The organism is Trinickia sp. LjRoot230 (assembly GCF_964253315.1).
Classification (GTDB): domain Bacteria; phylum Pseudomonadota; class Gammaproteobacteria; order Burkholderiales; family Burkholderiaceae; genus Trinickia.
The window spans coordinates 3,500,684-3,522,951 of the sequence record NZ_CAXUQX020000001.1 but is presented as its reverse complement, the minus strand read 5'-3'; the positions used below and the strand labels follow the sequence as shown (position 1 = coordinate 3,522,951).

Sequence of the window (22,268 nt, the reverse complement as noted above, 5' to 3'; positions counted from 1 at the left end):
ATTGGCGCGGCGCGGGGGCGCAGGGTGCGGGCAAGCGGGACGGCGGTGTCAAACGTAACGAATCGAGAGTCATGGTGCGAAAACGGCGAGTAGCCGAGATTCTAAAGGAATCCGTGCGTTTCGCCCTGCGGTACGAAAGGCACACAGCGTCGGGTCAACCGCTTTGCATCGGGCCGACTAAGCAACATGAGTAAGCGACATGAGTAAGCGGCATAGTGGCGGCGTCGGGGCAAACGCACTAAGCTCTCAGATCTGGCAATGCGCATTGGGCGCCGCGCAACGCCTGTTCCACGAACAAGGAGCAGCCATGACTGAGGCGATCGAAACCGCCACCCTGGGCGGCGGATGTTTTTGGTGTCTCGATGCGGTCTATGTGGATGTCGACGGCGTTACCGCTGTCGAATCGGGTTACGCGGGCGGCACCACGACGCGCCCGACTTATGAGCAAGTTTGCGACGGCGGCACCGGCCATGTCGAAGTCGTCAAGCTCGAATTTGACCCCCAAAAGATAAGCTATCGCGAGATCCTGCAGATTTTCTTCGCGATTCACGACCCGACACAATTGAACCGGCAAGGCAACGATGTCGGCACACAGTATCGGTCGGCCATCTTCACGCATTCGCAGACGCAGCGGGATATCGCGCTCGACGTCATTCGCGAACTCGAGCAGGAGGGCGTATTCGATCGGCCCATCGTGACGCAGATCGAACCGCTTGACGGTAATTACTGGCCCGGCGAGCCCTATCATCAAAACTACTTCGCTCAGCATCCTGAGCAAGGCTATTGCGCGTTTGTCGTCGCGCCGAAAGTGGCGAAGTTCCGCGCAAAATTCGCCGGCTGGCGGCGTTCGGGTGTTTGAGCCTTCTTACGCCCCATCGGCTTCCTCGCTGGCGCGCGCATAGGCCGCCGCAATCTCGCGCGCGAGCGCGATGCAACTGAGCGGCGCCGACCCTTCGGCCTTGTTGTTCACGACGATCAGCACCGGCTGGCCGGCAAGCGCATAGCGCGCGGCCAGTTCGGCGAGCGCATGCCGTGTGGCAAGGTCTTCGTCGACGAGTCGATCGAACGGCTCGTATTTCGCCTTCGCCTGTTCGTATTTGAAGCCGCTATGCAAGCTCCAGCGCACGACGAGCGGCCCAGCGGGCGCATTGCCGTCGAGTAGCGCCAGCGCCGCTGCCTGGCGCAGCGAATCGGGCATGCGCGCATGCACACCGACACAGTAGCGCACGCCGCACTCGCGCAGCATCCGGATCATTCGGGGCGTGAGCAGGCTCGCATCGCGAATCTCGACCGCATAGCACGGCCCTGGCTGCTCGCCCGCACCGGCAGGCAGCGTCGGCAGCGCTGCCAAGAACGCGCCGAGCCGCTCCACGAATTCGGCCGGCTGCGCGAGCATGCGCTCGGGCAGCGGCGAGAACTGGAACACGAGCGCACCCGCCTTGGCGCCGAGGCCAGCCAAGCATGGCTCGACGAATTCGCGTGCAGCGAGGTCCGCATCGAGAAAGCAGGGATTATCGGCAATGGGCTCGCCCCGCTCGGCGCGCAGCACGGCATCAGTGACGGACGCCGGCGCCTTGACGATGAAGCGGAAATCTTCGGGTACCTGCTGCGCATAGCGCAGATAATCGGCGATCGAAAGCGGCGCATAAAATGACCGGTCGATACTGACCGTCCGCAGTACCGGGTGCGCTCCGTAGGCGGCCAAGCCGTCGCGGGACAACTTGGAATCGCTATAGGCGTCGCCGTAGACAATCCCTTGCCAGCCCGGAAACGACCAGGACGATGTTCCAAGATGCACATGCGGCGGCAATGCCTGCGCCGCCGCGCTGGCCTCGGCGTCCAGCGACGCGGGCAACACCGCCCGCGAACGGGAGGTGCGGCGCCCCCCAGCGACGGGTTGCGTCGCGTCGCCGCCGGGTACTGCGTCGGCAGACGGAGGGGGCGCCCCGTCGGGACGAGGCGGATAGGATGCGCCGAACAGGTCGAACTGCGGATCGTCGTCGTTGTTTTTTTCAGTCATCGATGGGCACGCGAATGGGCTCGGGGCTCAGAGCGCATGCCCTGAGCCGCCATCCTCAAAGCGGCCGATCGTACATGTAGCGACGCGACCACGGCAACGTCCGCGCGCTGCGCCCGGCCTTGTGACAGACCACTTGATAGATCGACACGTCATCGTGCTCGAACGCGTAGGCGCAGCCTGCCAAGTAGAGCCGCCAAATGCGGAACTTCTCGTCGTCGACGAGCTTGCGGGCCTCCTCGGCATGCGTTTCGAAGTTTTCCGCCCAGATATCGAGCGTGCGCGCATAGTGCCGCCGCAGGCTTTCGATATCGAAAGCTTCGAGCCCGCCGCGCTGCATGGCTTCCAGCGCGAGGCTGATATGCGGAAGTTCGCCGTCGGGGAACACATAGCGATCGATGAACTCGCCGCCGCCCAGCGCAGTCTCGCCACTGTCGAAATCGGACGAGGTGATGCCGTGGTTCATCGCGATGCCGTCATCGGTCAGCAACTCGCAGATTCTGGCGAAGTAACCAGGCAGATTCTTGCGTCCGACGTGCTCGAACATCCCGACGCTCGTGACCCGGTCGAACTGCCCGGCGATATCACGGTAGTCTTGCAGGCGAATTTCGATCTGGCCGGACAGGCCCGCTGCGCGCACCCGCTCGGTGGCGAGATCGAACTGGTTTTGGGACAACGTCACGCCCAGGCACTGCGCGCCGAATTTCTGCGCCGCACGCAACACGAGCGCGCCCCATCCGCAGCCGATGTCGAGCAGCCGCTGCCCCGGCTGAAGTTGGATCTTCGTCAGAATGTGGTCGATTTTCTTGATCTGCGCCGTGGCGATATCTTCATCGCCATTTTCAAAGTACGCGCACGAATAGACCATGTTCTCGTCTAGCCATAGCCGGTAGAACTCGTTCGATACGTCGTAATGATATTGAATGGCCTTTTTGTCCGACGTTTTCGTGTGATTGAAGTAGCGTCGCACACGGGCGAGCTTGCCCGCATGGCTGACGGTATTTCGCGCGAGCGAATAGCCGACGGTAATGATGTCCGAGAGCTTGCCCTCGATGTCGATCTTTCCTTTGATATAGGCTTCACCGAGATTGTCGAGACTCGGTTCGAGCAACAGCGGTAGCGCCGATGCATGATTCACCTTCAGCGTGACCTGCGGAGCCGCAAAACTGCCGAAATCATGCTGCTGGCCATCCCAAAGCACGAGACGCGCCGGCAGATTTGTCTTCATCCGCACATCTTCTACCCACTGAGCCAACTTCTTTTCCCAGAACATGCGTGACTCTCCGTGTCTGTTGAAATGAATAGCACAGCAAAGCAAAACGACCATGCCTCGAGCGCGCGAGCACTCAGGCATAGCGTGTACTTCCAAAAACGGTCTGCAGTGCGGGCGAAACGGTCGGCGGCTCGGCCGCACCCGTTCGCGCCATCAACTGTCAACTATCAACTATCAGTCAAGGCGATAGCCGCGACAAACGCCAATGATTGTTGGCGTCGCGCGTGTACAAAATGCGGTCGTGCAGTCGCGACGGCCGCCCTTGCCAAAATTCGATGGTAGCCGGCACGAGCCGGTAGCCCCCCCAGTGAGGCGGGCGTTTGGGATTTTCGCCGAACTGCGCCGCAAACGCTTTTTCGCGCGCTTCGAGCAACTCCCGGCTCGGAATCACGCGGCTCTGTTCGGACGCCCAGGCGCCAATGCGCGAACCGAGCGGGCGCGACGCAAAATAGGCGTCGCTCTGTTGCTCGCTGGTTTTTTCGACGATACCTTCCACGCGAACCTGACGCTCGAGTTCGATCCAGTAAAAGAGCAGGCTCGCCTGCGGGTTCGCTGCCAGATCTTGCCCTTTGCGGCTTTCATAATTCGTATAGAAGACGAAGCCCCGTTCGTCCACGCCCTTAATGAGCAAAATACGTGCCGATGGCCGGCCGTCGGCATCGGCGGTGGCAAGCGTCATGGTGTTCGGCTCCGGCAGCTTCGCGTCGAGCGCCTGCTGGAACCAGATGTCGAACTGGCGGATCGGGTTCGGATCGACGCTCGCTTCGTCGAGCGACCCGCGCGCATAGTCTTTGCGGAGTTCGGCTAGGGTGATCATTTTCTTATGTGACCGCTTTAATCGATTCAGTATAGCCAAGGGCGAAAAAACGTGCGCGATCGTGCCACGTTGCGCTGTTCAAAGGCGCGGCAGCGCATGCCGATCGGGCACAATACGCGTTTTAACCGCTGTCAACATTCAGGCATCATGTCCGGCACCTTGGCGACGAGCCCCGATCTTATCCCTCCGAACCGGCTTCGTGATGACGCCGATCAAGCCGACCGCGCACGCCGCTTCGGCGGTGTCGCACGGCTTTACGGCGCACCCGCATTAGCCGCCTTCGAGCGCGCGCACGTGGTGGTGATCGGCATTGGCGGCGTGGGTTCGTGGGTCGCCGAGGCGCTCGCGCGCAGCGCTGTCGGCACGCTGACCCTCGTCGATCTCGATAATGTCGCCGAAAGCAACACGAACCGGCAGATTCACGCGCTCGAAGGCAACTACGGCAAGCCGAAAGTCGAGGCGATGGCCGAGCGCATCCGGCTCATCGATCACGCTTGCGACGTGCGTGTCGTCGAAGACTTCGCCGAGCCGTCGAACTTCGAAGCGCTGTTTGGCAATGGCTGCGACTACATCGTCGATGCCATCGACAGCGTGCGCACGAAGACGGCCCTGATCGCGTGGTGCGTGGCGCGTGGCCAACCGCTCGTCACCGTGGGCGGGGCCGGCGGCCAACTGGACCCGACCCGCATCCGCATCGACGATCTCGCGCTGACAATTCAAGACCCGCTGCTCTCGAAGGTGCGTGCGCAATTGCGCAAGCACCACGGGTTCGCCCGCGGGCCGAAAGCGAAGTTCAAGGTTAGTGCTGTCTACTCCGACGAGCCGCTCGTCTATCCCGAAGCGGCCGTGTGCGACATCGACGACGTTGCACAGCATCTGGCGTCGTCGCCGGGCCATCCAGGCCCGGTCGGGCTCAATTGCGCCGGATTCGGCTCGAGCGTGTGCGTGACGGCGAGCTTTGGGTTTGCCGCCGCCGCGCACGTGCTCGCGGCGCTCGCGAAAACGGCGCCTAAGGGTGGCTGAGCGCTGCTGAGCGCGCCGCTTTTGCCGCCGCGAGTGCGAGGTAACGCGACAAAGCCGCCGCGTCCCAAGCCGCCGCTCAGTGCAGCGCCGCGCTCAGCTTGCGACGCCACTCGGCGACCAGCTCGGGCCGGTGCGAAGCAAGATCGAATACCGATAGCATCGTCTTGCGCCCGATATCGTCGCGAAAGCTCCGATCGCGCTTGACGATCTCCAGCAGCTGCGCGAGCGCGCCTTCGTAATCGCGCCGCGCGATGAACGCGCTCGCCAGATCGAAGCGGGCATCGAGATCGCCCGCGTTCGTGGCGACGCGTGCCTCCAGTGCGTCGGTCGGCGGCAGCTCAATGGCCGCATCGAGCGCGTCGAGCCGCGTTTTCAGCGTGTTGTAGCGCACATCGATGCCCTGCGTGGTCTTCGGCGAAAGCAGCTCGGCCTCGCTGCGCGCGTCGTCGGTGCGCTCATCGTCGAGCAGGCATTCGATCAAATCGAGCCGCGCGTCATCGAAGCCCGGGTCCAATGCGAGCGCGGCTTTCAGGTGATCGAGCGCGGCGCTGCGCTGGCCGCTTTCGAGCGCTGCGCGCGCCAGCTGACGCTGGACTTGCGGCGCATTGGGCACGAGCTGGTCGATGAACGCGCGCAGTTGACCCTCGGGCAGCACGCCGATGAACTGATCGACAGGCTGGCCGTCCGCAAACGCAATGACATGCGGAATGCTGCGTACCTGAAAATGCGCCGCCAACTCCGGGTTTTCGTCGACGTTGATTTTTACGAGCTGCCATTTGCCGGCATGCTCCTGTTCGAGCTTGGCGAGCAGCGGGCCAAGCGCCTTGCAGGGGCCGCACCACGGCGCCCAGAAATCGACGAGGACCGGGACGAGCCTGGATGCCTCGATGACGTCCTTTTCGAATGTGGCCAAAGTGGTGTTCATCGCTTCCTCGTTAGCGTTAGCAATAGACCGATACTGTAGTTAAGGTCCGCTTCGCGCGATTTCAAGCACCTTTAGCGTGGTCCGTGCGCCGGCAGTGGGATCCACTCGGTCTCGCCGGGCACCTTGCCCATCGTCTGATCTGTCCAGGCGCGCTTGGCCTGCTCGATTTTCTCGCGCGCACTCGCTACGAAATTCCATTCGATAAAACGCTCGCCGGCAAGTTTCGCGCCGCCCAGCAGCATGACCGTCGCCCCCGCGGCGCTGGTGAGGGTGACCAGCGCCGCCGTCGTCAGCACGGCCATCTGCCCTGGCGCGAGCGCTTGGCTATCGACCGTCAGATCGCCCTCGACGAGGTAGACGCCGCGCTCCTCGTGTTCCGCGTCGAGCGTCAGTGCGCCGCCCGGTGCGAAGCGCGCCGCGGCGTACAGCGTAGGCGAGAACGTGCGCACCGGCGAGCGCGCGCCGAACGCCGAGCCGGCGATCAGATCGAGCGTGACGCCGTCGCGCTCGATGCGCGGCAGCGTGGCGGCGGCGTGGTGCTCGAATGCCGGCTCGGTGTCTTCGTGCTCGAGCGGCAGCGCGACCCAGGTCTGGATGCCGTGCATCGGTCCGCCGCTCGCGCGTTGCGCGTCGGGCGTGCGCTCGGAATGCACGATGCCGCGTCCGGCCGTCATCCAATTGACGTCGCCCGGCATGATTTGCTGCACGGAGCCCACGCTGTCGCGGTGCATGATGGCGCCATCGAACAGATAGGTGACGGTGGCGAGGCCAATATGCGGATGGGGACGCACATCGAGGCCGGCGCCCGGTGCAAGCACGGCCGGCCCCATATGGTCGAAGAAAATGAACGGCCCGACGAGCCTGGCGGCAACCGCGGGCAGGACGCGGCGCACCGCGATGCCGCCGACGTCGCGCAGCGACGGCTTGAGGAGGCTTCGAATCGACGAAGGCATGGCGGTCTGGGGCTCCATTGTGTACGTTGCAAGCGAAAGCAGCGGCGGCCATTGTACGCGCCGCGCCGTCGTTACCGCGGCGCTTCAGTGCTGCCTTCGCGCGTCAGGCCATGCGGTTCTTGGCGAGCGGCGGATTGGCCGCGAAATACCGCTTGATGCCCTTCAAAATCGCGCTGGCCATTTGGGCACGATAAGCGTCGTCGTTCAGTCGCGCTTCCTCTTCGGGATTGCTGATGAAAGCCGTCTCCACGAGAATCGAAGGCACGTCGGGCGCCTTGAGCACCGCAAAACCGGCTTGCTCGACCGAGCCTTTGTGCAGCTTGTTGATATCGCCCACCTCGCGCAGCACGAACGACCCGTAGCGCAGCGAATCGCGAATTTGGGCGGTGGTCGACATATCGAACAGCGCACGGTTCACCGCTTCGTCTGCGGTTTTGACGTTGATGCCGCCGATCAGATCCGACGCGTTTTCCTTGTTCGCCATCCAACGCGCCGCCGCGCTCGACGCGCCGTGCTGCGACAACGCGAAGACCGACGAACCGCGCGCTTCCGGCGTCGTGAACGCATCGGCGTGGATCGATACGAAAAGATCGGCACCGACGCGTCGCGCCTTTTGCACGCGCACGTTGAGCGGCACGAAGAAGTCGGCATCGCGCGTCATCATGGCTCGCATGTTCGGTTGCGCGTCGATCAGCGCGCGCAGCTTCTTGGCGATGTCGAGCGCGACATGTTTTTCGTACGTGCCCGCGCTGCCGATTGCGCCGGGGTCTTCGCCGCCGTGGCCGGGGTCGATGGCCACCGTCAGCAAGCGGACCGTGCGGTTCGATTTGGGCGCGGAGAACTTGTAAGTGTCGGTGTTGGCGTTGGCGTCGTCGGCAAGGCCATCGTCGCCGTTGCGGGCGTATGCGTTGGCGGCGCGATCGCTGCTATTGCCGTGCGCGGCGGGTGGTTTGCGTTTCGTGGCGGCGCCATTGCCCGCGTTGCCCCCAGGTGTCTCGGGGGCCGTGTTTTGCGCGTAGCGTTGGAAGAAATCGTCGCTGTTGTCGGCTGTGCCCGTGCCTGCACCCTCGGTCGGTGCAACGGGTGCACTCGGTGCGGCCGGCGTATTGGGCCCGGCGAACGGCGCTGGCGTCAGCGCGTCGGCATTTGCCTGGTTTTCGTCGAACCGCTTTTGTTTGCGTTCGCTCTGGGCGAGCAGTTCCATCAGCGGATCGGGCGCGACGCTCGGGTAAAGGTCCAGCACGAGCCGGTAGCGATACGTGCCGACCGGCGGCAGCGAAAACACCTGCGGCTTGACCGAGCCCTTCAAGTCGAATACGAGCCGCACGACACGCGGTTGGAATTGCCCGACGCGCACCGCACGGATTTGCGGATCATTAGGCGTGATTTTCGAGACCAGATCGCGCAGGGCCTGATCGAGATCGAGGCCGCTCAGGTCGACGACGAGCCGGTCCGGCCCTTGCAGCAGTTGCTGTGCGTTTTGCAGCGGCTGATCGGATTCGATGGTGACCCGCGTATAGTCGCGGGCCGGCCACACGCGCACGCCGAGCACCGAGCTTGCGAGCGCCACGCCCGGTGCAACAAACGGTGCGAGGCCCAACACCAGTGTCGAGGCGCCGGCACGCAGCACCTGACGTCGACGCCAGTTATGCGTGGCGACAGCGGCCGATTCGATTGACCGGAACGGCTTGATCAACATCTTTCGAGACATGCTTTTCCTGATTCGCTATAGGCGCGGGCGTCGAGCGTGCGGCGCTCGCCGTCGGCTTGCAGCGCGAATACGAGATCGGGTACGCCCAGCAGGTCGCCGGCCTTTTCCGGCCATTCGACGAGGCAGATCGCGCCCGAATCGAAATATTCGCGAAAGCCGGCGTCGGCCCATTCGGCCGGGTCGGCAAAACGATAGAGATCGAAGTGATAAAGCTCGAGTTCGCCGTGTTCGCGCGCGAGTGCGTACGGTTCGACGAGCGTGTAGGTGGGACTGCGCACGCGCCCCGGATAGCCCAGGCTTGCGAGCGTCGCACGCACGAGCGTGGTCTTGCCGGCACCGAGATCGCCGCAAAGCTGCACCTGCAGTCCGCTAAACGAAGGCGTGACGCGCACCGCTTCGATAGCCTGCGCGAAACGCGCGCCGAATGCTTCGGTAGCGGCGAGATCGGCGAGCGCAAAGCGGCGCTCCAGCAGCACGCTTGGCAGCAAATGAAGCGATCGATCGGGTGCCACGGGCATTCTCGTAAAATAGCGTGATGAAACCATGTCCGGAACCCGCCTGCAGTGCTCAAGACGAGCAGCGCGCATCGATGCGCCAGCTCGACGATGCGGCGCTGAGCGCGCTTGCGCAGCGCATCAAGGCCTGGGGCCGGGAACTCGGCTTCGGCGCTGTCGGCATCAGCGATACGGATCTCTCCGGCGCCGAAGCGGGGCTCGCGGCCTGGCTCGATGCTGGGTATCACGGCGAGATGGATTATATGGCCAAACATGGCGCCAAACGCGCACGGCCGGCCGAGCTTGTGGCCGGTACGCGACGCGTGATCACCGCTCGCATGGCCTATCTGCCGTCGGCGACGCTCACGCAGTCACCGGATGAAAGCGCTTCGTCAGGTGCCGGGAAAACTGCGCATACCGCGCGCACTTTGGCGCTCGACGATTGGCGCGCGCGCGAACAAGCACGGCTGTCGGACCCGGCTGCCGCGGTCGTCTCGATCTATGCGCGGGGGCGCGACTATCACAAGGTCATGCGCCAACGGCTGCAGCAATTGGCCGAGCACATCGAGCGCGAAATCGGTCCGTACGGGTATCGCGTGTTCACCGATTCGGCGCCGGTGCTCGAAGTCGAATTCGCGCAGCGCTCGGGCATCGGCTGGCGCGGCAAACACACGCTGTTGCTCGAGCGCGACGCGGGCTCGCTTTTTTTCCTCGGCGAAATCTATGTCGACATCGCGTTGCCGACCGATGCGGATGTGCGGAACGAACGAGACGAACAAGACGTGAGCGACGAGCCGCCCATCCGCGCGGCAGGTGCGCACTGCGGCCACTGTACGCGTTGCATCGACGCCTGCCCGACGGGCGCGATCATCGGCCCCTATCGTGTCGACGCGCGGCGCTGCATCTCGTATCTGACGATTGAATTGAAGGGCAGCATCCCACTCGAACTGCGGTCGCTGATCGGCAATCGCGTGTATGGTTGCGACGATTGCCAACTCGTATGCCCCTGGAACAAGTTCGCCCAGGCGGCACCCGTCGACGATTTCGACGTGCGTCACGGTCTCGATCGCGCTACGCTGGTCGAACTCTTCTCGTGGAGCGAGGACGAGTTCGACACACGCATGCAAGGCAGCGCGATTCGCCGTATCGGCTACGAGCGGTGGCTGCGCAACATCAGTGTGGCGCTCGGCAACGCGCTGCGTGCGAGCGGCCGCGCGGCGTTGGCCGCCGATGAACGCGAACGCATCATCCACGCGTTGCGCGGCCAGGTCGATCACGCTTCGGCAACCGTTCGCGAGCATGTGCAATGGGCACTCGAAGCATGAAAGCGATAGGAGACGGGTCGATGTACAGCGCCGTGATGGACGCACCGTTCGGCAAGGTCGGTCTGCGGGTCGATGCCGCCGCGGGCGTCGTGCAGCTGATCGAATTCTTGCCGGCGTCCGCGGCAAGTGTCGCGCCGAACTGCGCGCTGGCCGAGCGCGCCACGCAGCAACTCGCGCGTTACTTCGATGCGTCCGGTGCGCCGTTCGACTTGCCGCTCGCCGATGTCGGCACGCCGTTTCAGCGGCGCGTATGGCAGGCGATGCGCGCGATCGCCCCTGGCGACATGCTCACGTACGGCGCGCTGGCGCAGCAGGTGGGCGGCATGCCGCGCGCGGTGGGGCAGGCCTGTGGCGACAACCCTTTTCCGATCGTCATTCCGTGCCATCGCGTGGTCGGCGCGGGCGGGCTCGGCGGCTTCGCGCATCATGCCGGCGACGGTTTTTATCTGCGCGTGAAGCGCTGGTTGCTCGCGCATGAAAGTGCACAACAGGCGCTGGCGTTATGAGCGAGCTTGCGTCGCCTGCCAACTCGCCGGCCCCCGTGGCCGAGCGCACACCGTCCCCCGAGGCGAGTGCGAGCGCGCAATCGATCGACGCATTTTGCGACGCGATCTGGCTTGAGTATGGCTTGGCGCGCAACACGCTGGATGCCTACCGGCGCGACTTACGGCTCTACGCCGAATGGCTCGCCCAGGCGCATCGGCTGCGCATCGAGGAGGCGGCCCAGGCGCATGTCGAGGCCTACATCGCCGCGCGCCGCGACGGCCGTGCGACCTCGGCCAACCGGCGCCTGTCCGTGTTCCGCCGGTTCTACGCCTGGGCGATACGCGAGCATCGCGCAACGGCCGACCCGACGCTCAAGATCCGCTCGGCGAAACAACCGCCGCGTTTCCCGTCGACGCTGACAGAAAACCAGGTCGAGGCGTTGCTGCGTGCGCCCGATGTCGAGACGCCGCTCGGCCTGCGTGACCGAACGATGCTCGAGCTGATGTACGCGAGCGGGCTGCGCGTGAGCGAACTCGTCTCGCTCAAGACGGTGGAGGTCGGTTTGAACGAGGGCGCCGTTCGCGTGACGGGCAAAGGTTCGAAGGAGCGGCTCGTGCCGTTCGGCGAAGAGGCGCACGGATGGATCGCTCGCTACTTACGCGCCGCGCGGCCTGCGTTGCTCGGCGCGCGCTCAGCTGATGCGCTTTTCGTGACGGCGCGCGCCGACGGCATGACGCGCCAGCAATTCTGGAACATCATCAAACGCCATGCGCGTGCGGCCGAGATTCACGCGCCGCTCTCGCCGCACACGCTGCGGCACGCGTTCGCCACGCATTTGCTCAATCACGGCGCGGATTTGCGTGTGGTCCAGATGCTGCTCGGCCATGCCGACATTTCGACCACGCAGATTTACACACACGTCGCGCGCGAACGGTTGAAGATCTTGCATGCCGCCCACCATCCGCGTGGCTGAGCGCGGAGCGCTGCGTTTAGAATGCGCCGATGAGTAAAGAGAAACACATTTCCGAGACGCCTGCCACGCAGCTTTTACGTCGCCACGGCGTGAGCTTCGGAGAGCACCCGTACGATTACATCGAGCACGGCGGCACGGCCGAATCGGCGACGCAGCTCGGTGTGGACGAACATCACGTGGTGAAGACGCTCGTCATGGAAGACGAACACGCCAAACCGCTGATCGTCCTCATGCATGGCGATCGCACCGTCTCAACGAAAAACCTCGCGCGCCAGATCGGCGTCAAGCGCATTGAGCCTTGCAAGCCGGAGGTTGCGAGCCGGCATTCGGGTTACCTGGTTGGCGGCACGTCACCGTTTAACACCAAGAAGGCGATGCCCGTCTATGTCGAAGCCAGCATCCTCGCGCTCGAGCGCATCTATGTGAACGGCGGCCGGCGCGGCTATCTCGTGAGTCTCGCGCCGTCGGTGTTGAGCGCATTGTTGAACGCGCGGCCGGTACAGTGCGCGAGCGTCGATTGAGCGACGGGCCGGGTTCTGTAGAATGTGCGCGCGCGCTAGCCACAGCGCACGTTTTCGCCCTCCGCCGATACGTTCAAAGAGCTCGTCCATGGAAATAGTTCTTGCTGCCCTTTTTGCTTACCTGATCGGATCGGTGTCGTTCGCCGTGATCGTGAGTGCCGCCATGGGGCTCGCCGACCCGCGCTCGTATGGCTCAAAAAACCCGGGCGCCACGAACGTGCTGCGAAGCGGCAATAAAACGGCCGCCGTCCTGACGTTGGCAGGTGACGCCTTCAAAGGCTGGCTCGCGGTATGGCTCGTCGCGCATATCGGCCCGCGCTACGGCCTCGATGAAAGTGCGGTGGCCGCTGCCGCCCTGGCCGTGTTCCTCGGGCACCTCTATCCGGTGTTCTTCAAGTTCAAGGGCGGCAAAGGGGTCGCCACGGCTGCGGGCGTATTGCTGGCCATCCATCCCGTGCTCGGTCTGGCCACCGCGCTGACCTGGATCATCATCGCGTTTTTCTTTCGCTATTCGTCGCTGGCCGCGCTGGTATCGGCTGTCTTTGCGCCGCTTTTCGACATCTTCCTGTTTGGCCCGAACGTCATCGCGTGGGCGGTGTTCGGCATGAGCGCACTGCTTGTTTGGCGGCACCGCGCCAACATCGGCAAGCTGATCGACGGTACGGAAAGCCGCATCGGCCAGAAGAAGGCCGCAGCGGGGGCCACGGCGCCCGCGCGCAAGCGCTGAACTTGAAAGCGCATGCGGCGCCGCGCATGGGCGACGCCGACGGCCGTGCTGCCGGCGCCTGCTCAGTCGCGGAAGTTGTTGAAGTCCAGCGGTGTATCGGTCACGTCGCGGCGCAGCATCGCGATCACGCTTTGCAGATCGTCGCGTTTCGCGCCTGACACGCGCACGGCGTCGCCCTGGATGCTCGCCTGAACCTTGATTTTGCTCTCTTTGATGAGCTTGACGAGCTTCTTGGCGAGATCGCCGGACACCCCCTTTTTAATGGTGACGATCTGCTTGACCTTGTCGCCGCCGATCTTTTCGACCTTGCCGTAATCGAGAAAGCGGACATCGACGCTGCGCTTGGCCATCTTCGAGACGAGCACGTCTTTTACCTGGCCGAGCTTGAAATCGTCGTCGGCGAATAGCGTCAATTCGCCTTCTTTTTGTTCGACTCGCGAGTCAGAGCCCTTGAAATCGAAGCGCGTCGAAATCTCTTTGTTCGACTGTTCGACCGCGTTTTTCACTTCGACCATGTTGGCTTCGCAAACGACATCGAACGACGGCATACTTTTTCTCCCAGGTTTGAAGCGTCGGCAACGCAGGCGCCGTGGCGTGCGTCACTCGCTATAATCACGGACCGACCGCCATTTTACCGATCCCGTTCCCTTTTGCCCAAGCGGCAGCGCTTGTTCCGATGCATCTCACCGATTCCCTGCATTTCGCCTCTGATTACCCGCTGCGCGCGCACAACACGTTCGGCTTCGATGTGCGTGCGCGTCTTGCCTGCCGCGTCGAAACCGCCGAGCAGTTCGTGCTCGCGACGCGCGACGCGCGCGCGGCCGGCCTGAGCAAGCTGGTGCTGGGCGGTGGCAGCAATGTCGTTTTTACGCGAGATTTCGACGGCCTCGTGCTGCTTGTCGCACTGGCTGGCAAGCGCCTCGTGTCGGAGGACGCCGAGGCATGGCACATCGAAGCCGCCGCAGGCGAGAGTTGGCACGCGTTCGTCGACTGGACGCTCGACATGAATTGGCCGGGGCTCGAGAACCTTGCGTTGATTCCTGGCACGGTCGGCGCTGCGCCGATTCAAAACATCGGCGCTTATGGACTCGAGATCAGCGAGCATCTTGCCCTTGTGCGCGCGGTCGACTTGGCGAGCGGCGAGCGTGTCGAATTCGACGCCGCCGCATGCCAGCTCGGCTATCGCGACAGTTTTTTCAAGCGGGAAGGGCGCCAGCGCTTTGCGATCACCTCGGTGACGTTTCGCCTACCCAAAGCTTGGAGGCCGCGTGCCGATTATGCGGACCTCGCCCGCGAACTCGATGCCCGCGCGGCAGCGCTCACGCCGCGTGCCATTTTCGATGCGGTCGTGGCCGTGCGCCGCGCCAAGCTGCCTGACCCGCTCGTGCTCGGCAATGCCGGTAGCTTCTTCAAGAACCCGATTGTCGATGCGGCTACCTTTCAGATATTGCGCGAGCGCGAGCCGGACGTCGTCGGCTACGCGCAAGCCGACGGACGCGTGAAACTGGCGGCGGGCTGGCTGATCGACCGATGCGGCTGGAAGGGGCGCGCGATCGGCCAAGCGGCGGTGCACGAGCGGCAGGCGCTCGTGCTCGTCAACCGAGGCGGCGCGACAGGATCTGACGTCCTCACCCTCGCGCGTGCGATCCAAGCGGACGTGCAGCATCGGTTCGGTGTTGCGCTCGAGCCTGAGCCGCTGATACGCTAGCGCTACACCAGGGTCAGTGATTCAACTTACCCAGCAACAGAAATTCCATCAGCGCTTTTTGCACGTGCAGGCGGTTCTCGGCTTCGTCCCAGACGACGCTTTGCGGGCCATCGATGACGTCAGCGCTCACTTCCTCACCGCGATGGGCGGGCAGGCAATGCATGAAGAGCGCGTCGGGCTTCGCGCGGCGCATCATGTCGGCATCGACGCACCAATCGGCGAAAGCGGCTTTGCGGGCCTCGTTCTCGGCTTCGAAGCCCATGCTGGTCCAAACGTCTGTCGTGACGAGGTCCGCGCCGGTGCAGGCGTCGTTGGGGTCGGTGAACTGTTCGTAAAACGGTGCGCTGTCGGGTGCGACGAGCGCGTGATCGAGCTTATAGCCGGCCGGCGTGGAAATCCGCAGCTTGAAGCCGAGAATGTGCGCGGCCTCGATCCACGTGTAGAGCATGTTGTTCGCATCGCCCACCCAGGCAACCGTTTTTCCGGCTAGTGGGCCACGGTGCTCGTAGAACGTGAAGATATCCGCCAACACCTGGCACGGATGATATTCGTTCGTCAGACCGTTGATGACCGGCACGCGCGAATTTTCGGCGAAGCGCTGCAAGATCCCCTGCCCGAACGTGCGGATCATGATGATGTCGACCATCCGCGAAATGACCTGCGCGGCGTCTTCGATCGGCTCGCCGCGACCGAGTTGGGTATCGCGCGTGCTCATGAAGACGGCATGACCGCCAAGCTGGAAGATGCCGGCTTCGAACGACAGGCGGGTGCGCGTCGAATTTTTCTCGAAGATCATCGCCAGCGTGCGGTCGTGCAGCGGGTGATAGGTCTCGTAGTTCTTGAACTTGCGCTTGAGGATACGGGCGCGTTCGAACACGTACTCGTACTCGTCGAGCGAGAAATCGTTGAACTGCAGATAGTGGCGGACTTTTTTGTCGGACATAAACAAATACGGCGAGCTGACCTGGCCGGAAAGCCGGGCCGCGCTGCCGTCGAAGAGGGTAACTGGTTGCAGCATAAAGGATTTCGCCGGGTTTGACGAGCCGGCGACGGGCCAGCATGCACGTGGGCTCGGCGGCTTTATTGCAGTGCGGAAAGTGGTCCGCTGCGGTATAATCGCGCGGTTTTCCTCGAGCCCGGCGGGCATGCCAGCTTCGGGCGCCTCACATGGGTTTCTTACATGGTCGAAGCACCCTTCACCGAGTATTTCATTCAGGGCATCACCAAGGACGGAAGGAAGTTTCGGCCGAGCGATTGGTCGGAGCGTCTTGCAGGCGTCATGGCCTGCTATGGTCCGGGTGCACGCGGGCCCAACGCCCGGCTGCAGTATTCGCGCTATGTTCGCCCGACGCTGCTTGGCGACCTCAAATGCGTGATCCTCGATTCGCGCTTGCGCGATCTCGAACCGATGGCCTTCGATTTCGTCCTGAACTTCGCCAAAGACAACAATCTCGTCGTCACCGAGGCGTGCGAGCTGCCTGACGATTACGGCGCCGCGAACCAGAACAACCGATAAGCTTGGGAGCAGCAGAGCCTGCTCAAAACGCAAAAAGCCCGCCGGTGTGTGCGGGCTTTTTCATGCTCGTGCGTCAGTCAGTCGAGTCGGCTGACGCAGGAAGGGGGAAGACCCCCTGCGCTTACTGTGCAGCCGGCTGCAAAGCCTTCAGTGCTGCGGCGAGGCGGCTCTTGTGGCGAGCGGCTTTGTTCTTATGCACGATTTTCTTGTCGGCGATGATATCGAGCGTCTTGGCCGACAGGCGGAACACTTCGACCGCTTTGGCTTGATCGCCAGCTTCGATGGCTTTGCGGACAGCCTTGACTGCCGTGCGATACTTCGAGCGCAGTGCCGAGTTGTGCGAGTTTGCTTTTGCGGCTTGGCGGGCGCGCTTGCGTGCTTGTGCAGAGTTAGCCATGAAGGTTCCTTGTCCTGTACTGTTCCGGTGCCCGGACAGCCGTCTGTTCGAGCGCCGCTTTTCGATCTAAACCACCGGGAGCGGTTGCCCGGGGCGCAATAAAAGTCGCGTGAAACGTCGAAACACGTCGGCCGGCGTATTCAGCAAGTGCCGCGAGCGAGCTTCGAAACGCGCGAGTATAGCAACAAAATCAGGCACATGGCAAATTTCGCTCGGCGCGCCGAGGCGGGGCGACCCGTGCCCGTATAATAGGCGCCCCATGAATCTCTTCCGCGCCCTGATAACGGTCAGCGGGTTCACGCTCCTTTCGCGCGTGACCGGCCTGATCCGAGAAACGCTGATTGCCCGTGCTTTCGGCGCCAGCCAATTCACCGACGCCTTTTACGTCGCCTTTCGCATTCCGAATCTGCTTCGGCGCCTGTCGGCCGAGGGCGCGTTCTCGCAAGCATTTGTGCCGATCCTGGCCGAGTTCAAGAACAACCAGGGGCACGACGCGACCAAAGCGCTCGTTGACGCTATGTCGACGCTGCTCGCCTGGGCGCTCGCGGCCGTGTCGCTGTTGGGCGTGGCCGGCGCTTCGTGGGTCGTGCTCGCGGTCGCCTCGGGCCTGAAAAGCGAGGGCCAGGCGTTCGTTCTCGCGGTATCGATGACGCGGATCATGTTCCCGTACATCATCTTTATCTCGCTGACGACGTTGGCCTCCGGGGTGCTCAACACCTATGGCAGTTTTTCGCTGCCGGCTTTCGCGCCGGTGCTGCTCAACGTCTCGTTCATCGTGGCGTCGGTCTTCGTGGCGCCCCATTTGAAAGTACCGGTGTTCGCGCTGGCGGGAGCCGTTGTGGTGGGCGGCATTCTGCAATTCGCCGTGCAGTGGCCGGGGCTGCGCAAGATCGATATGGCGCCGAAAATCGGGCTCAACCCGATCGCGGGGCTCGCGCATCGCGGCGTCAAGCGCGTGCTCCTCAAAATGGTGCCCGCCACGTTTGCCGTGTCGGTGGCGCAACTGAGCCTCATCATCAATACCAACATCGCTTCGCGTCTGGGGCCCGGCGCCGTTTCGTGGATCAACTACGCGGACCGGTTAATGGAGTTCCCCACTGCATTGCTCGGTGTTGCACTTGGCACGATCTTGCTGCCGAGTCTGTCGAAGGCTCACGTCGATGCCGATACCCATGAGTATTCCGCGTTGCTCGACTGGGGTTTGCGTGTGACCTTTTTGTTGGCTGCGCCGAGCGCACTCGCGCTGTTTTTCTTCGCCGAACCGTTGACCGCCACGCTGTTCAACTACGGACACTTCGATGGGCGCGCGGTCGTGATGGTCGGCCGCGCGCTGGCCGCTTACGGGGTAGGGTTGATCGGCCTGATTCTGATCAAGATTTTGGCGCCCGGTTTTTACGCGAAGCAGGACATCAAGACGCCGGTGAAGATCGGCGTAGGCGTGCTAATTGCAACTCAGTTGGGCAACCTCGTATTTGTCCCGATCTTCGCGCATGCGGGCTTGACGCTCAGTGTCGGGCTCGGCGCTTGCGTGAATGCCTTGCTGCTGTTCCTGGGGCTGCGCCAGCGCGGGATTTACGCGCCATCGAGCGGGTGGGCGCTCTTTTTCGCTCAACTCGTGGGCGCGTCGCTCGTACTGGCGGGGGCGATGCATTGGTGCGCGGGCAACTTCGACTGGATCGGCATGCATACTCGCCCGGTCGCTCGCATCGCGTTGCTCGCGGCCAGCGTCGTGCTGTTCGCCGCACTATATTTCAGTATGCTTTGGCTGATGGGCTTCAAGTACGCATACTTTAGAAGGCGTGCCAAGTGACGATCATGACTTCGGTTCTCGATTACTTCGCTACCCTTGTCGCCGACGACGACACCCTGCCGTTGACGGAGACCGCGCTCGCGCTGGCGCAAGATGCTTATCCCGACGTCGACTTGCAGGCCACGCTCGCGGAGCTCGACGAGCTGGCGCTGCGGCTCAAGCGCCGTTTGCCCGATCATGCTGGCCTGCCCGAGAAGATCGGTGCGCTGAATCGATTTTTTTTCCGCGAACTGGGTTTTGCGGGGAATCTGAACGATTACTACGACCCCGACAACAGCCACCTCAATACCGTACTGAGGCGCCGGCGCGGCATTCCGATTTCGCTCGCCGTCGTTTATATGGAATTGGGCGAACAGATCGGCGTGCCCGTGAGTGGAGTGTCGTTTCCTGGGCATTTCCTGATGCGTGTGACGTTGCCCGAGGGCGATGTGATGCTCGATCCGACCACGGGGCAGTCGCTCTCCGAAGCGCAAATGGTGGAAATGCTCGAGCCGTATTTATCGCATGCGACCGAATCGCTCGGCAGTGCGTTGCGCATGCTGCTGCAGCCGGCGACGAGCCGTGAAATCATCGCTCGGATGCTGCGGAATTTAAAGGCGATCTATCTGCAGACGGAACGCTGGCAGCGGCTGCTGGCCATTCAACAGCGCCTGGTGATTCTGCTGCCGGAGAGCATCGAAGAGGTGCGCGATCGCGGCTTCGCCTATGCGCGGCTCGACTATCTGCGGCCCGCGCTCGAAGACCTCAAACGTTACCTCGACGACCGCCCCGATGCCGAGGATGCAACGACGGTCGAATCCCAACTTCAAGAGCTGCGCCAACGGACCGATCAAGCAGGCGATTGAACGCGTCCGCGCAAGCATCTGAACTTATTTCGGCTGCATGCGAATCGCACCGTCGAGCCGGATCACTTCGCCATTGAGCATCGGGTTTTCGAAGATTTGCTTGACGAGCATCGCGTATTCGACCGGTTTGCCGAGCCGCGGCGGGAACGGCACCATCGCGCCCAGTGCATCCTGCACTTCCTTCGGCATGCCGAGCAGCATCGGTGTCTCGAAAAGGCCCGGCGCGATCGTCATCACACGAATGCCGTTGCGCGACAGATCGCGTGCGATCGGCAGCGTCATGCCCGCTACGCCGCTCTTGGACGCCGCGTAGGCCGCTTGGCCGATCTGCCCGTCGAATGCGGCCACGGAGGCCGTATTGACTACGACACCGCGTTCGCCGGCACCATTCGGCTCATTGGTGGCCATCGCCGCAGCGGCGAGCCGCAGCACGTTGAACGTACCAATCAGATTGACCTCGATCGCGCGGCGAAACGCGTCGAGCGGATGCGGGCCGTCTTTGCCGACGGTTTTGATGGCCGGCGCCACGCCCGCGCAGTTCACGAGCCCGGCGAGCTTGCCGAGTTTCGTGGCCGCAACGACTGCGCGCGCGGCGTCGTCCTCCTGGCTTACGTCGCACTTTACAAACACGCCGCCCAGTTCCGCCGCAAGCGCATTGCCCGCCGCTTCGTTCAGATCGGCGAGGACGACTTTGCCGCCTTCGGTTGCGATCAAGCGCGCTGTCGCCGCGCCCAAACCCGATGCGCCGCCGGTTACCAAGAATGCGTTGCCGCGAATCTCCATGCTCGAACTCCTTTACGTTTTGACGAGGGTTGCGTATCCCGCGCTCGGGCGGCTTGTGACCGCGAGGCGATGGACCGCCGACGATTGTAATCGGTCGCGGGTGTAAAAAACCCGCCGACGCGGGCGGGTGGGGTCATGCTGCGCAAAGCAGGGAAGGCGCCGTCTTGCCGCAGTGTTATTTCAGCGCTTCGAAAACGCGTTGACGAATGTCATCGACCGAACCGAGCCCGGAGATGCGCCGGCACTGCGGTGCCGTCAGGCCGTTTTCGGCGCCGCGTTGCGCCCATTGCTGGTAATACTCGACGAGCGGTTTCGTTTGCGCGACGTAAACGTCGAGGCGCTTTCTCACCGTTTCTTCTTTATCGTCGTCGCGCTGCACGAGCGGCTCGCCCGTTACGTCGTCCTTGCCTTCGACCTTCGGCGGATTGAATTTGACGTGGTACGTGCGCCCCGACGCAGGATGCGTGCGCCGCCCGCTCATGCGCACGATGATTTCGTCAAACGGTACGTCGATCTCGAGCACGTAATCGATCGCGACACCGCCTTGCTTCATCGCCTCGGCCTGCGGCAGCGTACGCGGGAAGCCGTCAAACAGGTAGCCGTTCGCGCAATCGGGTTCGCGCAGACGTTCTTTCACGAGGTTGATGATGAGCGTATCGGGCACGAGTTCGCCCGCATCCATGTAGCGCTTCGCTTGAACGCCGAGTGGCGAGCCCGCCTTGACGGCGGCGCGCAGCATGTCGCCGGTTGAAATCTGCGGAATCCCGAATTTTTCTTTGATGAAACTCGCTTGGGTGCCCTTTCCGGCGCCGGGTGCACCCAACAGGATCAAACGCATGGTGATATCTCCGAATTGTATGGAATGCTGCGGCGCGAACCTCGGCGCTTAGTCGTTTGCCGTTTGCCGGGCCTCTCGCCCAAGCGACCACGGCCCGCCGGCGGCGCATCGCATTTTGCGACGCGCCCGCGAAAACGGGCGGCAGACAGACGGACGGGAACCGGAAGCCGAATGGTGCGAATGCTCGCGCAATCGGCCCTGATTATGCCATGGCTGGTCAGGGCTCTGAGCTAAAAAGCAGACGCACGCGTTCGAGATCGGCAGGGGTGTCGACACCGGGTGCGGGAGCGTGCGGCGTGACGAGTACGGCGATACGTTCGCCATGCCACATCGCACGCAACTGCTCGAGCATTTCGGCTTGCTCGATCGGCGCTTGCGCGAGATTCGGATACGAGCGCAGAAAACGCGCGCGGTACGCGTAAAGGCCGATATGTCGATAAGTCGAACCGCTTGACGGCGCCGGCATGGCTGGTACGTCGAACGATGCCGGCGAGCAATATGGCTGGTACGCATCGCGCAACCAGGGAATCGGCGCGCGCGAGAAATACAGCGCACGCCCGCGCGCATCGAGCACCACTTTCACCACGTTGGGACTGAAGACGTCGGCCGCATGATCGATCGGGTGCGCGGCTGTCGCGATCGCGCAGTCGGGGTGGGCGGCCAAGTGCGCCGCCACCGCTCGCACGAGCGAGGGCTCGATCAGCGGCTCGTCGCCCTGTACGTTGACGACGATGGTGTCGTCGCTCCAGTTGAAATGCGTGGCCACCTCGGCCAGCCGGTCGGTACCCGACGGGTGGTCGTCACGCGTGAGCAGCGCGTCGATACCCCACGCGTGCGCGGCATCGATCACGCGTGGCGCGTCTGACGCGATCAGCACCTGCGTCGCACCCGATGCGCGTGCGCGCTCGGCCACCCGTACCACCATCGGCTTGCCCGCGATGTCGGCGAGCGGTTTTTCAGGCAGGCGTGTCGAGGCAAGCCGTGCGGGGACGACAGCGACGAAAGCAGGCGCGGCCAAGCGGGTGGAGTCGGTCATCGGGACGGGACGGCGGGCAAGCGAGACTCGGATCGGGCGCAAGCGCGCTTGCGCCCGCGTACGTGCGCCAAGTCGAAGTGTGCGGAAAAG

At 63.3% G+C, this 22,268-nt stretch carries 24 protein-coding genes; 11 read left to right on the top strand and 13 right to left on the bottom strand.

From position 1 onward, the window contains the following. Positions 1-307 precede the first annotated feature (307 nt). On the top strand, positions 308-859 hold the full coding sequence (gene msrA, locus ACSQ20_RS16055; protein WP_436021628.1) for a peptide-methionine (S)-S-oxide reductase MsrA: 552 nt from the start codon (positions 308-310) through the stop codon (positions 857-859). Between the two features lie 6 nt (positions 860-865). Here the strand turns inward: msrA and ACSQ20_RS16050 are convergent, their stop codons facing one another. The 3 genes from ACSQ20_RS16050 to pdxH form a co-directional block, all read right to left on the bottom strand. Continuing rightward, positions 866-2,020 (bottom strand): DUF72 domain-containing protein, encoded by a 1,155-nt coding sequence (locus ACSQ20_RS16050; RefSeq protein ID WP_436021626.1) that lies wholly within the window; start codon positions 2,018-2,020, stop codon positions 866-868. A gap of 55 nt (positions 2,021-2,075) precedes the next feature. After that, positions 2,076-3,290: a class I SAM-dependent methyltransferase gene (locus tag ACSQ20_RS16045; protein ID WP_436021624.1), complete on the bottom strand. Its 1,215-nt coding sequence runs from the start codon at positions 3,288-3,290 to the stop codon at positions 2,076-2,078. A gap of 178 nt (positions 3,291-3,468) precedes the next feature. Further along, a complete protein-coding gene (gene pdxH / locus ACSQ20_RS16040; protein ID WP_436021623.1) occupies positions 3,469-4,107 on the bottom strand; it encodes a pyridoxamine 5'-phosphate oxidase in 639 nt (212 codons plus the stop codon). A gap of 147 nt (positions 4,108-4,254) precedes the next feature. Between pdxH and ACSQ20_RS16035 the strand changes: the two genes are divergently transcribed. Beyond that, a complete protein-coding gene (locus tag ACSQ20_RS16035) occupies positions 4,255-5,130 on the top strand; it encodes a tRNA threonylcarbamoyladenosine dehydratase (protein ID WP_436021621.1) in 876 nt (291 codons plus the stop codon). Positions 5,131-5,206: 76 nt separating this feature from the next. Here ACSQ20_RS16035 and trxA read toward each other — a convergent pair whose 3' ends face one another. The 4 genes from trxA to tsaE form a co-directional block, all read right to left on the bottom strand. Further along, the gene (gene trxA, locus ACSQ20_RS16030; RefSeq protein ID WP_436021619.1) at positions 5,207-6,055 is read right to left on the bottom strand and encodes a thioredoxin; all 849 of its coding nucleotides are present in this window, start codon (positions 6,053-6,055) and stop codon (positions 5,207-5,209) included. A gap of 71 nt (positions 6,056-6,126) precedes the next feature. Then, complete coding sequence (locus ACSQ20_RS16025; RefSeq protein WP_436021617.1) at positions 6,127-7,008, bottom strand: pirin family protein; 882 nt, start codon at positions 7,006-7,008, stop codon at positions 6,127-6,129. A 103-nt stretch (positions 7,009-7,111) separates the two neighbouring features. Further along, on the bottom strand, positions 7,112-8,719 hold the full coding sequence (locus ACSQ20_RS16020) for an N-acetylmuramoyl-L-alanine amidase (RefSeq protein ID WP_436021615.1): 1,608 nt from the start codon (positions 8,717-8,719) through the stop codon (positions 7,112-7,114). Then, on the bottom strand, positions 8,701-9,237 hold the full coding sequence (tsaE, locus tag ACSQ20_RS16015; protein WP_436021613.1) for a tRNA (adenosine(37)-N6)-threonylcarbamoyltransferase complex ATPase subunit type 1 TsaE: 537 nt from the start codon (positions 9,235-9,237) through the stop codon (positions 8,701-8,703). The genes ACSQ20_RS16020 and tsaE overlap by 19 nt, the downstream gene beginning before the upstream one ends. Before the next feature lie 17 nt (positions 9,238-9,254). On the opposite strand from tsaE, the gene queG reads away from it, so the two are divergent. From queG to plsY, 5 genes are all read left to right on the top strand, one after another. Beyond that, entirely contained in the window at positions 9,255-10,538 is a 1,284-nt protein-coding gene (gene queG, locus ACSQ20_RS16010; protein WP_436023156.1) for a tRNA epoxyqueuosine(34) reductase QueG, read from the top strand. Positions 10,539-10,558: 20 nt separating this feature from the next. Beyond that, complete coding sequence (locus ACSQ20_RS16005) at positions 10,559-11,044, top strand: methylated-DNA--[protein]-cysteine S-methyltransferase (RefSeq protein ID WP_436021611.1); 486 nt, start codon at positions 10,559-10,561, stop codon at positions 11,042-11,044. Continuing rightward, positions 11,041-11,997: a site-specific tyrosine recombinase XerD gene (gene xerD, locus ACSQ20_RS16000; RefSeq protein WP_436021609.1), complete on the top strand. Its 957-nt coding sequence runs from the start codon at positions 11,041-11,043 to the stop codon at positions 11,995-11,997. The genes ACSQ20_RS16005 and xerD overlap by 4 nt, the downstream gene beginning before the upstream one ends. Positions 11,998-12,026: 29 nt before the next feature. After that, positions 12,027-12,518: a Cys-tRNA(Pro) deacylase gene (ybaK, locus tag ACSQ20_RS15995; RefSeq protein ID WP_436021607.1), complete on the top strand. Its 492-nt coding sequence runs from the start codon at positions 12,027-12,029 to the stop codon at positions 12,516-12,518. Positions 12,519-12,606: 88 nt separating this feature from the next. Further along, positions 12,607-13,245, top strand: a complete 639-nt coding sequence (gene plsY, locus ACSQ20_RS15990; RefSeq protein ID WP_436021605.1) for a glycerol-3-phosphate 1-O-acyltransferase PlsY — start codon at positions 12,607-12,609, stop codon at positions 13,243-13,245. A 62-nt stretch (positions 13,246-13,307) separates the two neighbouring features. Here the strand turns inward: plsY and ACSQ20_RS15985 are convergent, their stop codons facing one another. Next, the gene (locus ACSQ20_RS15985; RefSeq protein ID WP_436021603.1) at positions 13,308-13,793 is read right to left on the bottom strand and encodes a YajQ family cyclic di-GMP-binding protein; all 486 of its coding nucleotides are present in this window, start codon (positions 13,791-13,793) and stop codon (positions 13,308-13,310) included. 128 nt (positions 13,794-13,921) lie between these two features. On the opposite strand from ACSQ20_RS15985, the gene murB reads away from it, so the two are divergent. Beyond that, on the top strand, positions 13,922-14,953 hold the full coding sequence (gene murB, locus ACSQ20_RS15980) for a UDP-N-acetylmuramate dehydrogenase (protein WP_436021601.1): 1,032 nt from the start codon (positions 13,922-13,924) through the stop codon (positions 14,951-14,953). Positions 14,954-14,966: 13 nt separating this feature from the next. Here murB and argF read toward each other — a convergent pair whose 3' ends face one another. Continuing rightward, positions 14,967-15,896 carry an ornithine carbamoyltransferase gene (gene argF / locus ACSQ20_RS15975; RefSeq protein ID WP_436023154.1) on the bottom strand — a complete coding sequence of 310 codons (930 nt, stop codon included), beginning with the start codon at positions 15,894-15,896 and terminating at the stop codon, positions 14,967-14,969. Positions 15,897-16,133: 237 nt separating this feature from the next. Between argF and ACSQ20_RS15970 the strand changes: the two genes are divergently transcribed. Further along, positions 16,134-16,469, top strand: coding sequence for a DUF3579 domain-containing protein (locus ACSQ20_RS15970; protein WP_436021599.1), 336 nt, complete (start codon positions 16,134-16,136; stop codon positions 16,467-16,469). Between the two features lie 121 nt (positions 16,470-16,590). On the opposite strand, the gene rpsT is transcribed toward ACSQ20_RS15970, so the two are convergent. Then, positions 16,591-16,866, bottom strand: a complete 276-nt coding sequence (rpsT, locus tag ACSQ20_RS15965) for a 30S ribosomal protein S20 (RefSeq protein WP_436021597.1) — start codon at positions 16,864-16,866, stop codon at positions 16,591-16,593. A gap of 259 nt (positions 16,867-17,125) precedes the next feature. Here rpsT and murJ point away from each other — a divergent pair, with 259 nt between their 5' ends. Both murJ and ACSQ20_RS15955 read left to right on the top strand, forming a co-directional pair. Beyond that, complete coding sequence (gene murJ / locus ACSQ20_RS15960) at positions 17,126-18,676, top strand: murein biosynthesis integral membrane protein MurJ (RefSeq protein WP_436021595.1); 1,551 nt, start codon at positions 17,126-17,128, stop codon at positions 18,674-18,676. 5 nt (positions 18,677-18,681) lie between these two features. Further along, a complete protein-coding gene (locus ACSQ20_RS15955) occupies positions 18,682-19,521 on the top strand; it encodes a SirB1 family protein (RefSeq protein ID WP_436023152.1) in 840 nt (279 codons plus the stop codon). Positions 19,522-19,545: 24 nt separating this feature from the next. On the opposite strand, the gene ACSQ20_RS15950 is transcribed toward ACSQ20_RS15955, so the two are convergent. From ACSQ20_RS15950 to kdsB, 3 genes are all read right to left on the bottom strand, one after another. Next, the gene (locus ACSQ20_RS15950) at positions 19,546-20,304 is read right to left on the bottom strand and encodes a 3-hydroxyacyl-CoA dehydrogenase (RefSeq protein WP_436021593.1); all 759 of its coding nucleotides are present in this window, start codon (positions 20,302-20,304) and stop codon (positions 19,546-19,548) included. A 175-nt stretch (positions 20,305-20,479) separates the two neighbouring features. Next, positions 20,480-21,142: an adenylate kinase gene (adk, locus tag ACSQ20_RS15945; protein WP_436021591.1), complete on the bottom strand. Its 663-nt coding sequence runs from the start codon at positions 21,140-21,142 to the stop codon at positions 20,480-20,482. Positions 21,143-21,359: 217 nt separating this feature from the next. After that, the gene (kdsB, locus tag ACSQ20_RS15940) at positions 21,360-22,178 is read right to left on the bottom strand and encodes a 3-deoxy-manno-octulosonate cytidylyltransferase (RefSeq protein WP_436021589.1); all 819 of its coding nucleotides are present in this window, start codon (positions 22,176-22,178) and stop codon (positions 21,360-21,362) included. Between the last annotated feature and the right edge of the window lie 90 nt (positions 22,179-22,268).

Coding starts and splice junctions, on each gene's coding strand:
- ACSQ20_RS16045 (WP_436021624.1), bottom strand. CDS start 3,290: ATGTTCTGGGAAAAGAAGTTGGCTCAGTGGGTAGAAGATGTGCGGATG.
- ACSQ20_RS16050 (WP_436021626.1), bottom strand. CDS start 2,020: ATGACTGAAAAAAACAACGACGACGATCCGCAGTTCGACCTGTTCGGC.
- kdsB (WP_436021589.1), bottom strand. CDS start 22,178: ATGACCGACTCCACCCGCTTGGCCGCGCCTGCTTTCGTCGCTGTCGTC.
- xerD (WP_436021609.1), top strand. CDS start 11,041: ATGAGCGAGCTTGCGTCGCCTGCCAACTCGCCGGCCCCCGTGGCCGAG.
- ACSQ20_RS15950 (WP_436021593.1), bottom strand. CDS start 20,304: ATGGAGATTCGCGGCAACGCATTCTTGGTAACCGGCGGCGCATCGGGT.
- tsaE (WP_436021613.1), bottom strand. CDS start 9,237: ATGCCCGTGGCACCCGATCGATCGCTTCATTTGCTGCCAAGCGTGCTG.
- ACSQ20_RS16005 (WP_436021611.1), top strand. CDS start 10,559: ATGTACAGCGCCGTGATGGACGCACCGTTCGGCAAGGTCGGTCTGCGG.
- pdxH (WP_436021623.1), bottom strand. CDS start 4,107: ATGATCACCCTAGCCGAACTCCGCAAAGACTATGCGCGCGGGTCGCTC.
- plsY (WP_436021605.1), top strand. CDS start 12,607: ATGGAAATAGTTCTTGCTGCCCTTTTTGCTTACCTGATCGGATCGGTG.
- adk (WP_436021591.1), bottom strand. CDS start 21,142: ATGCGTTTGATCCTGTTGGGTGCACCCGGCGCCGGAAAGGGCACCCAA.
- argF (WP_436023154.1), bottom strand. CDS start 15,896: ATGTCCGACAAAAAAGTCCGCCACTATCTGCAGTTCAACGATTTCTCG.
- ACSQ20_RS15985 (WP_436021603.1), bottom strand. CDS start 13,793: ATGCCGTCGTTCGATGTCGTTTGCGAAGCCAACATGGTCGAAGTGAAA.
- ACSQ20_RS16035 (WP_436021621.1), top strand. CDS start 4,255: ATGTCCGGCACCTTGGCGACGAGCCCCGATCTTATCCCTCCGAACCGG.
- ybaK (WP_436021607.1), top strand. CDS start 12,027: ATGAGTAAAGAGAAACACATTTCCGAGACGCCTGCCACGCAGCTTTTA.
- murB (WP_436021601.1), top strand. CDS start 13,922: ATGCATCTCACCGATTCCCTGCATTTCGCCTCTGATTACCCGCTGCGC.
- ACSQ20_RS15955 (WP_436023152.1), top strand. CDS start 18,682: ATGACTTCGGTTCTCGATTACTTCGCTACCCTTGTCGCCGACGACGAC.
- rpsT (WP_436021597.1), bottom strand. CDS start 16,866: ATGGCTAACTCTGCACAAGCACGCAAGCGCGCCCGCCAAGCCGCAAAA.
- ACSQ20_RS16025 (WP_436021617.1), bottom strand. CDS start 7,008: ATGCCTTCGTCGATTCGAAGCCTCCTCAAGCCGTCGCTGCGCGACGTC.
- msrA (WP_436021628.1), top strand. CDS start 308: ATGACTGAGGCGATCGAAACCGCCACCCTGGGCGGCGGATGTTTTTGG.
- murJ (WP_436021595.1), top strand. CDS start 17,126: ATGAATCTCTTCCGCGCCCTGATAACGGTCAGCGGGTTCACGCTCCTT.
- ACSQ20_RS16020 (WP_436021615.1), bottom strand. CDS start 8,719: ATGTCTCGAAAGATGTTGATCAAGCCGTTCCGGTCAATCGAATCGGCC.
- ACSQ20_RS15970 (WP_436021599.1), top strand. CDS start 16,134: ATGGTCGAAGCACCCTTCACCGAGTATTTCATTCAGGGCATCACCAAG.
- queG (WP_436023156.1), top strand. CDS start 9,255: ATGAAACCATGTCCGGAACCCGCCTGCAGTGCTCAAGACGAGCAGCGC.
- trxA (WP_436021619.1), bottom strand. CDS start 6,055: ATGAACACCACTTTGGCCACATTCGAAAAGGACGTCATCGAGGCATCC.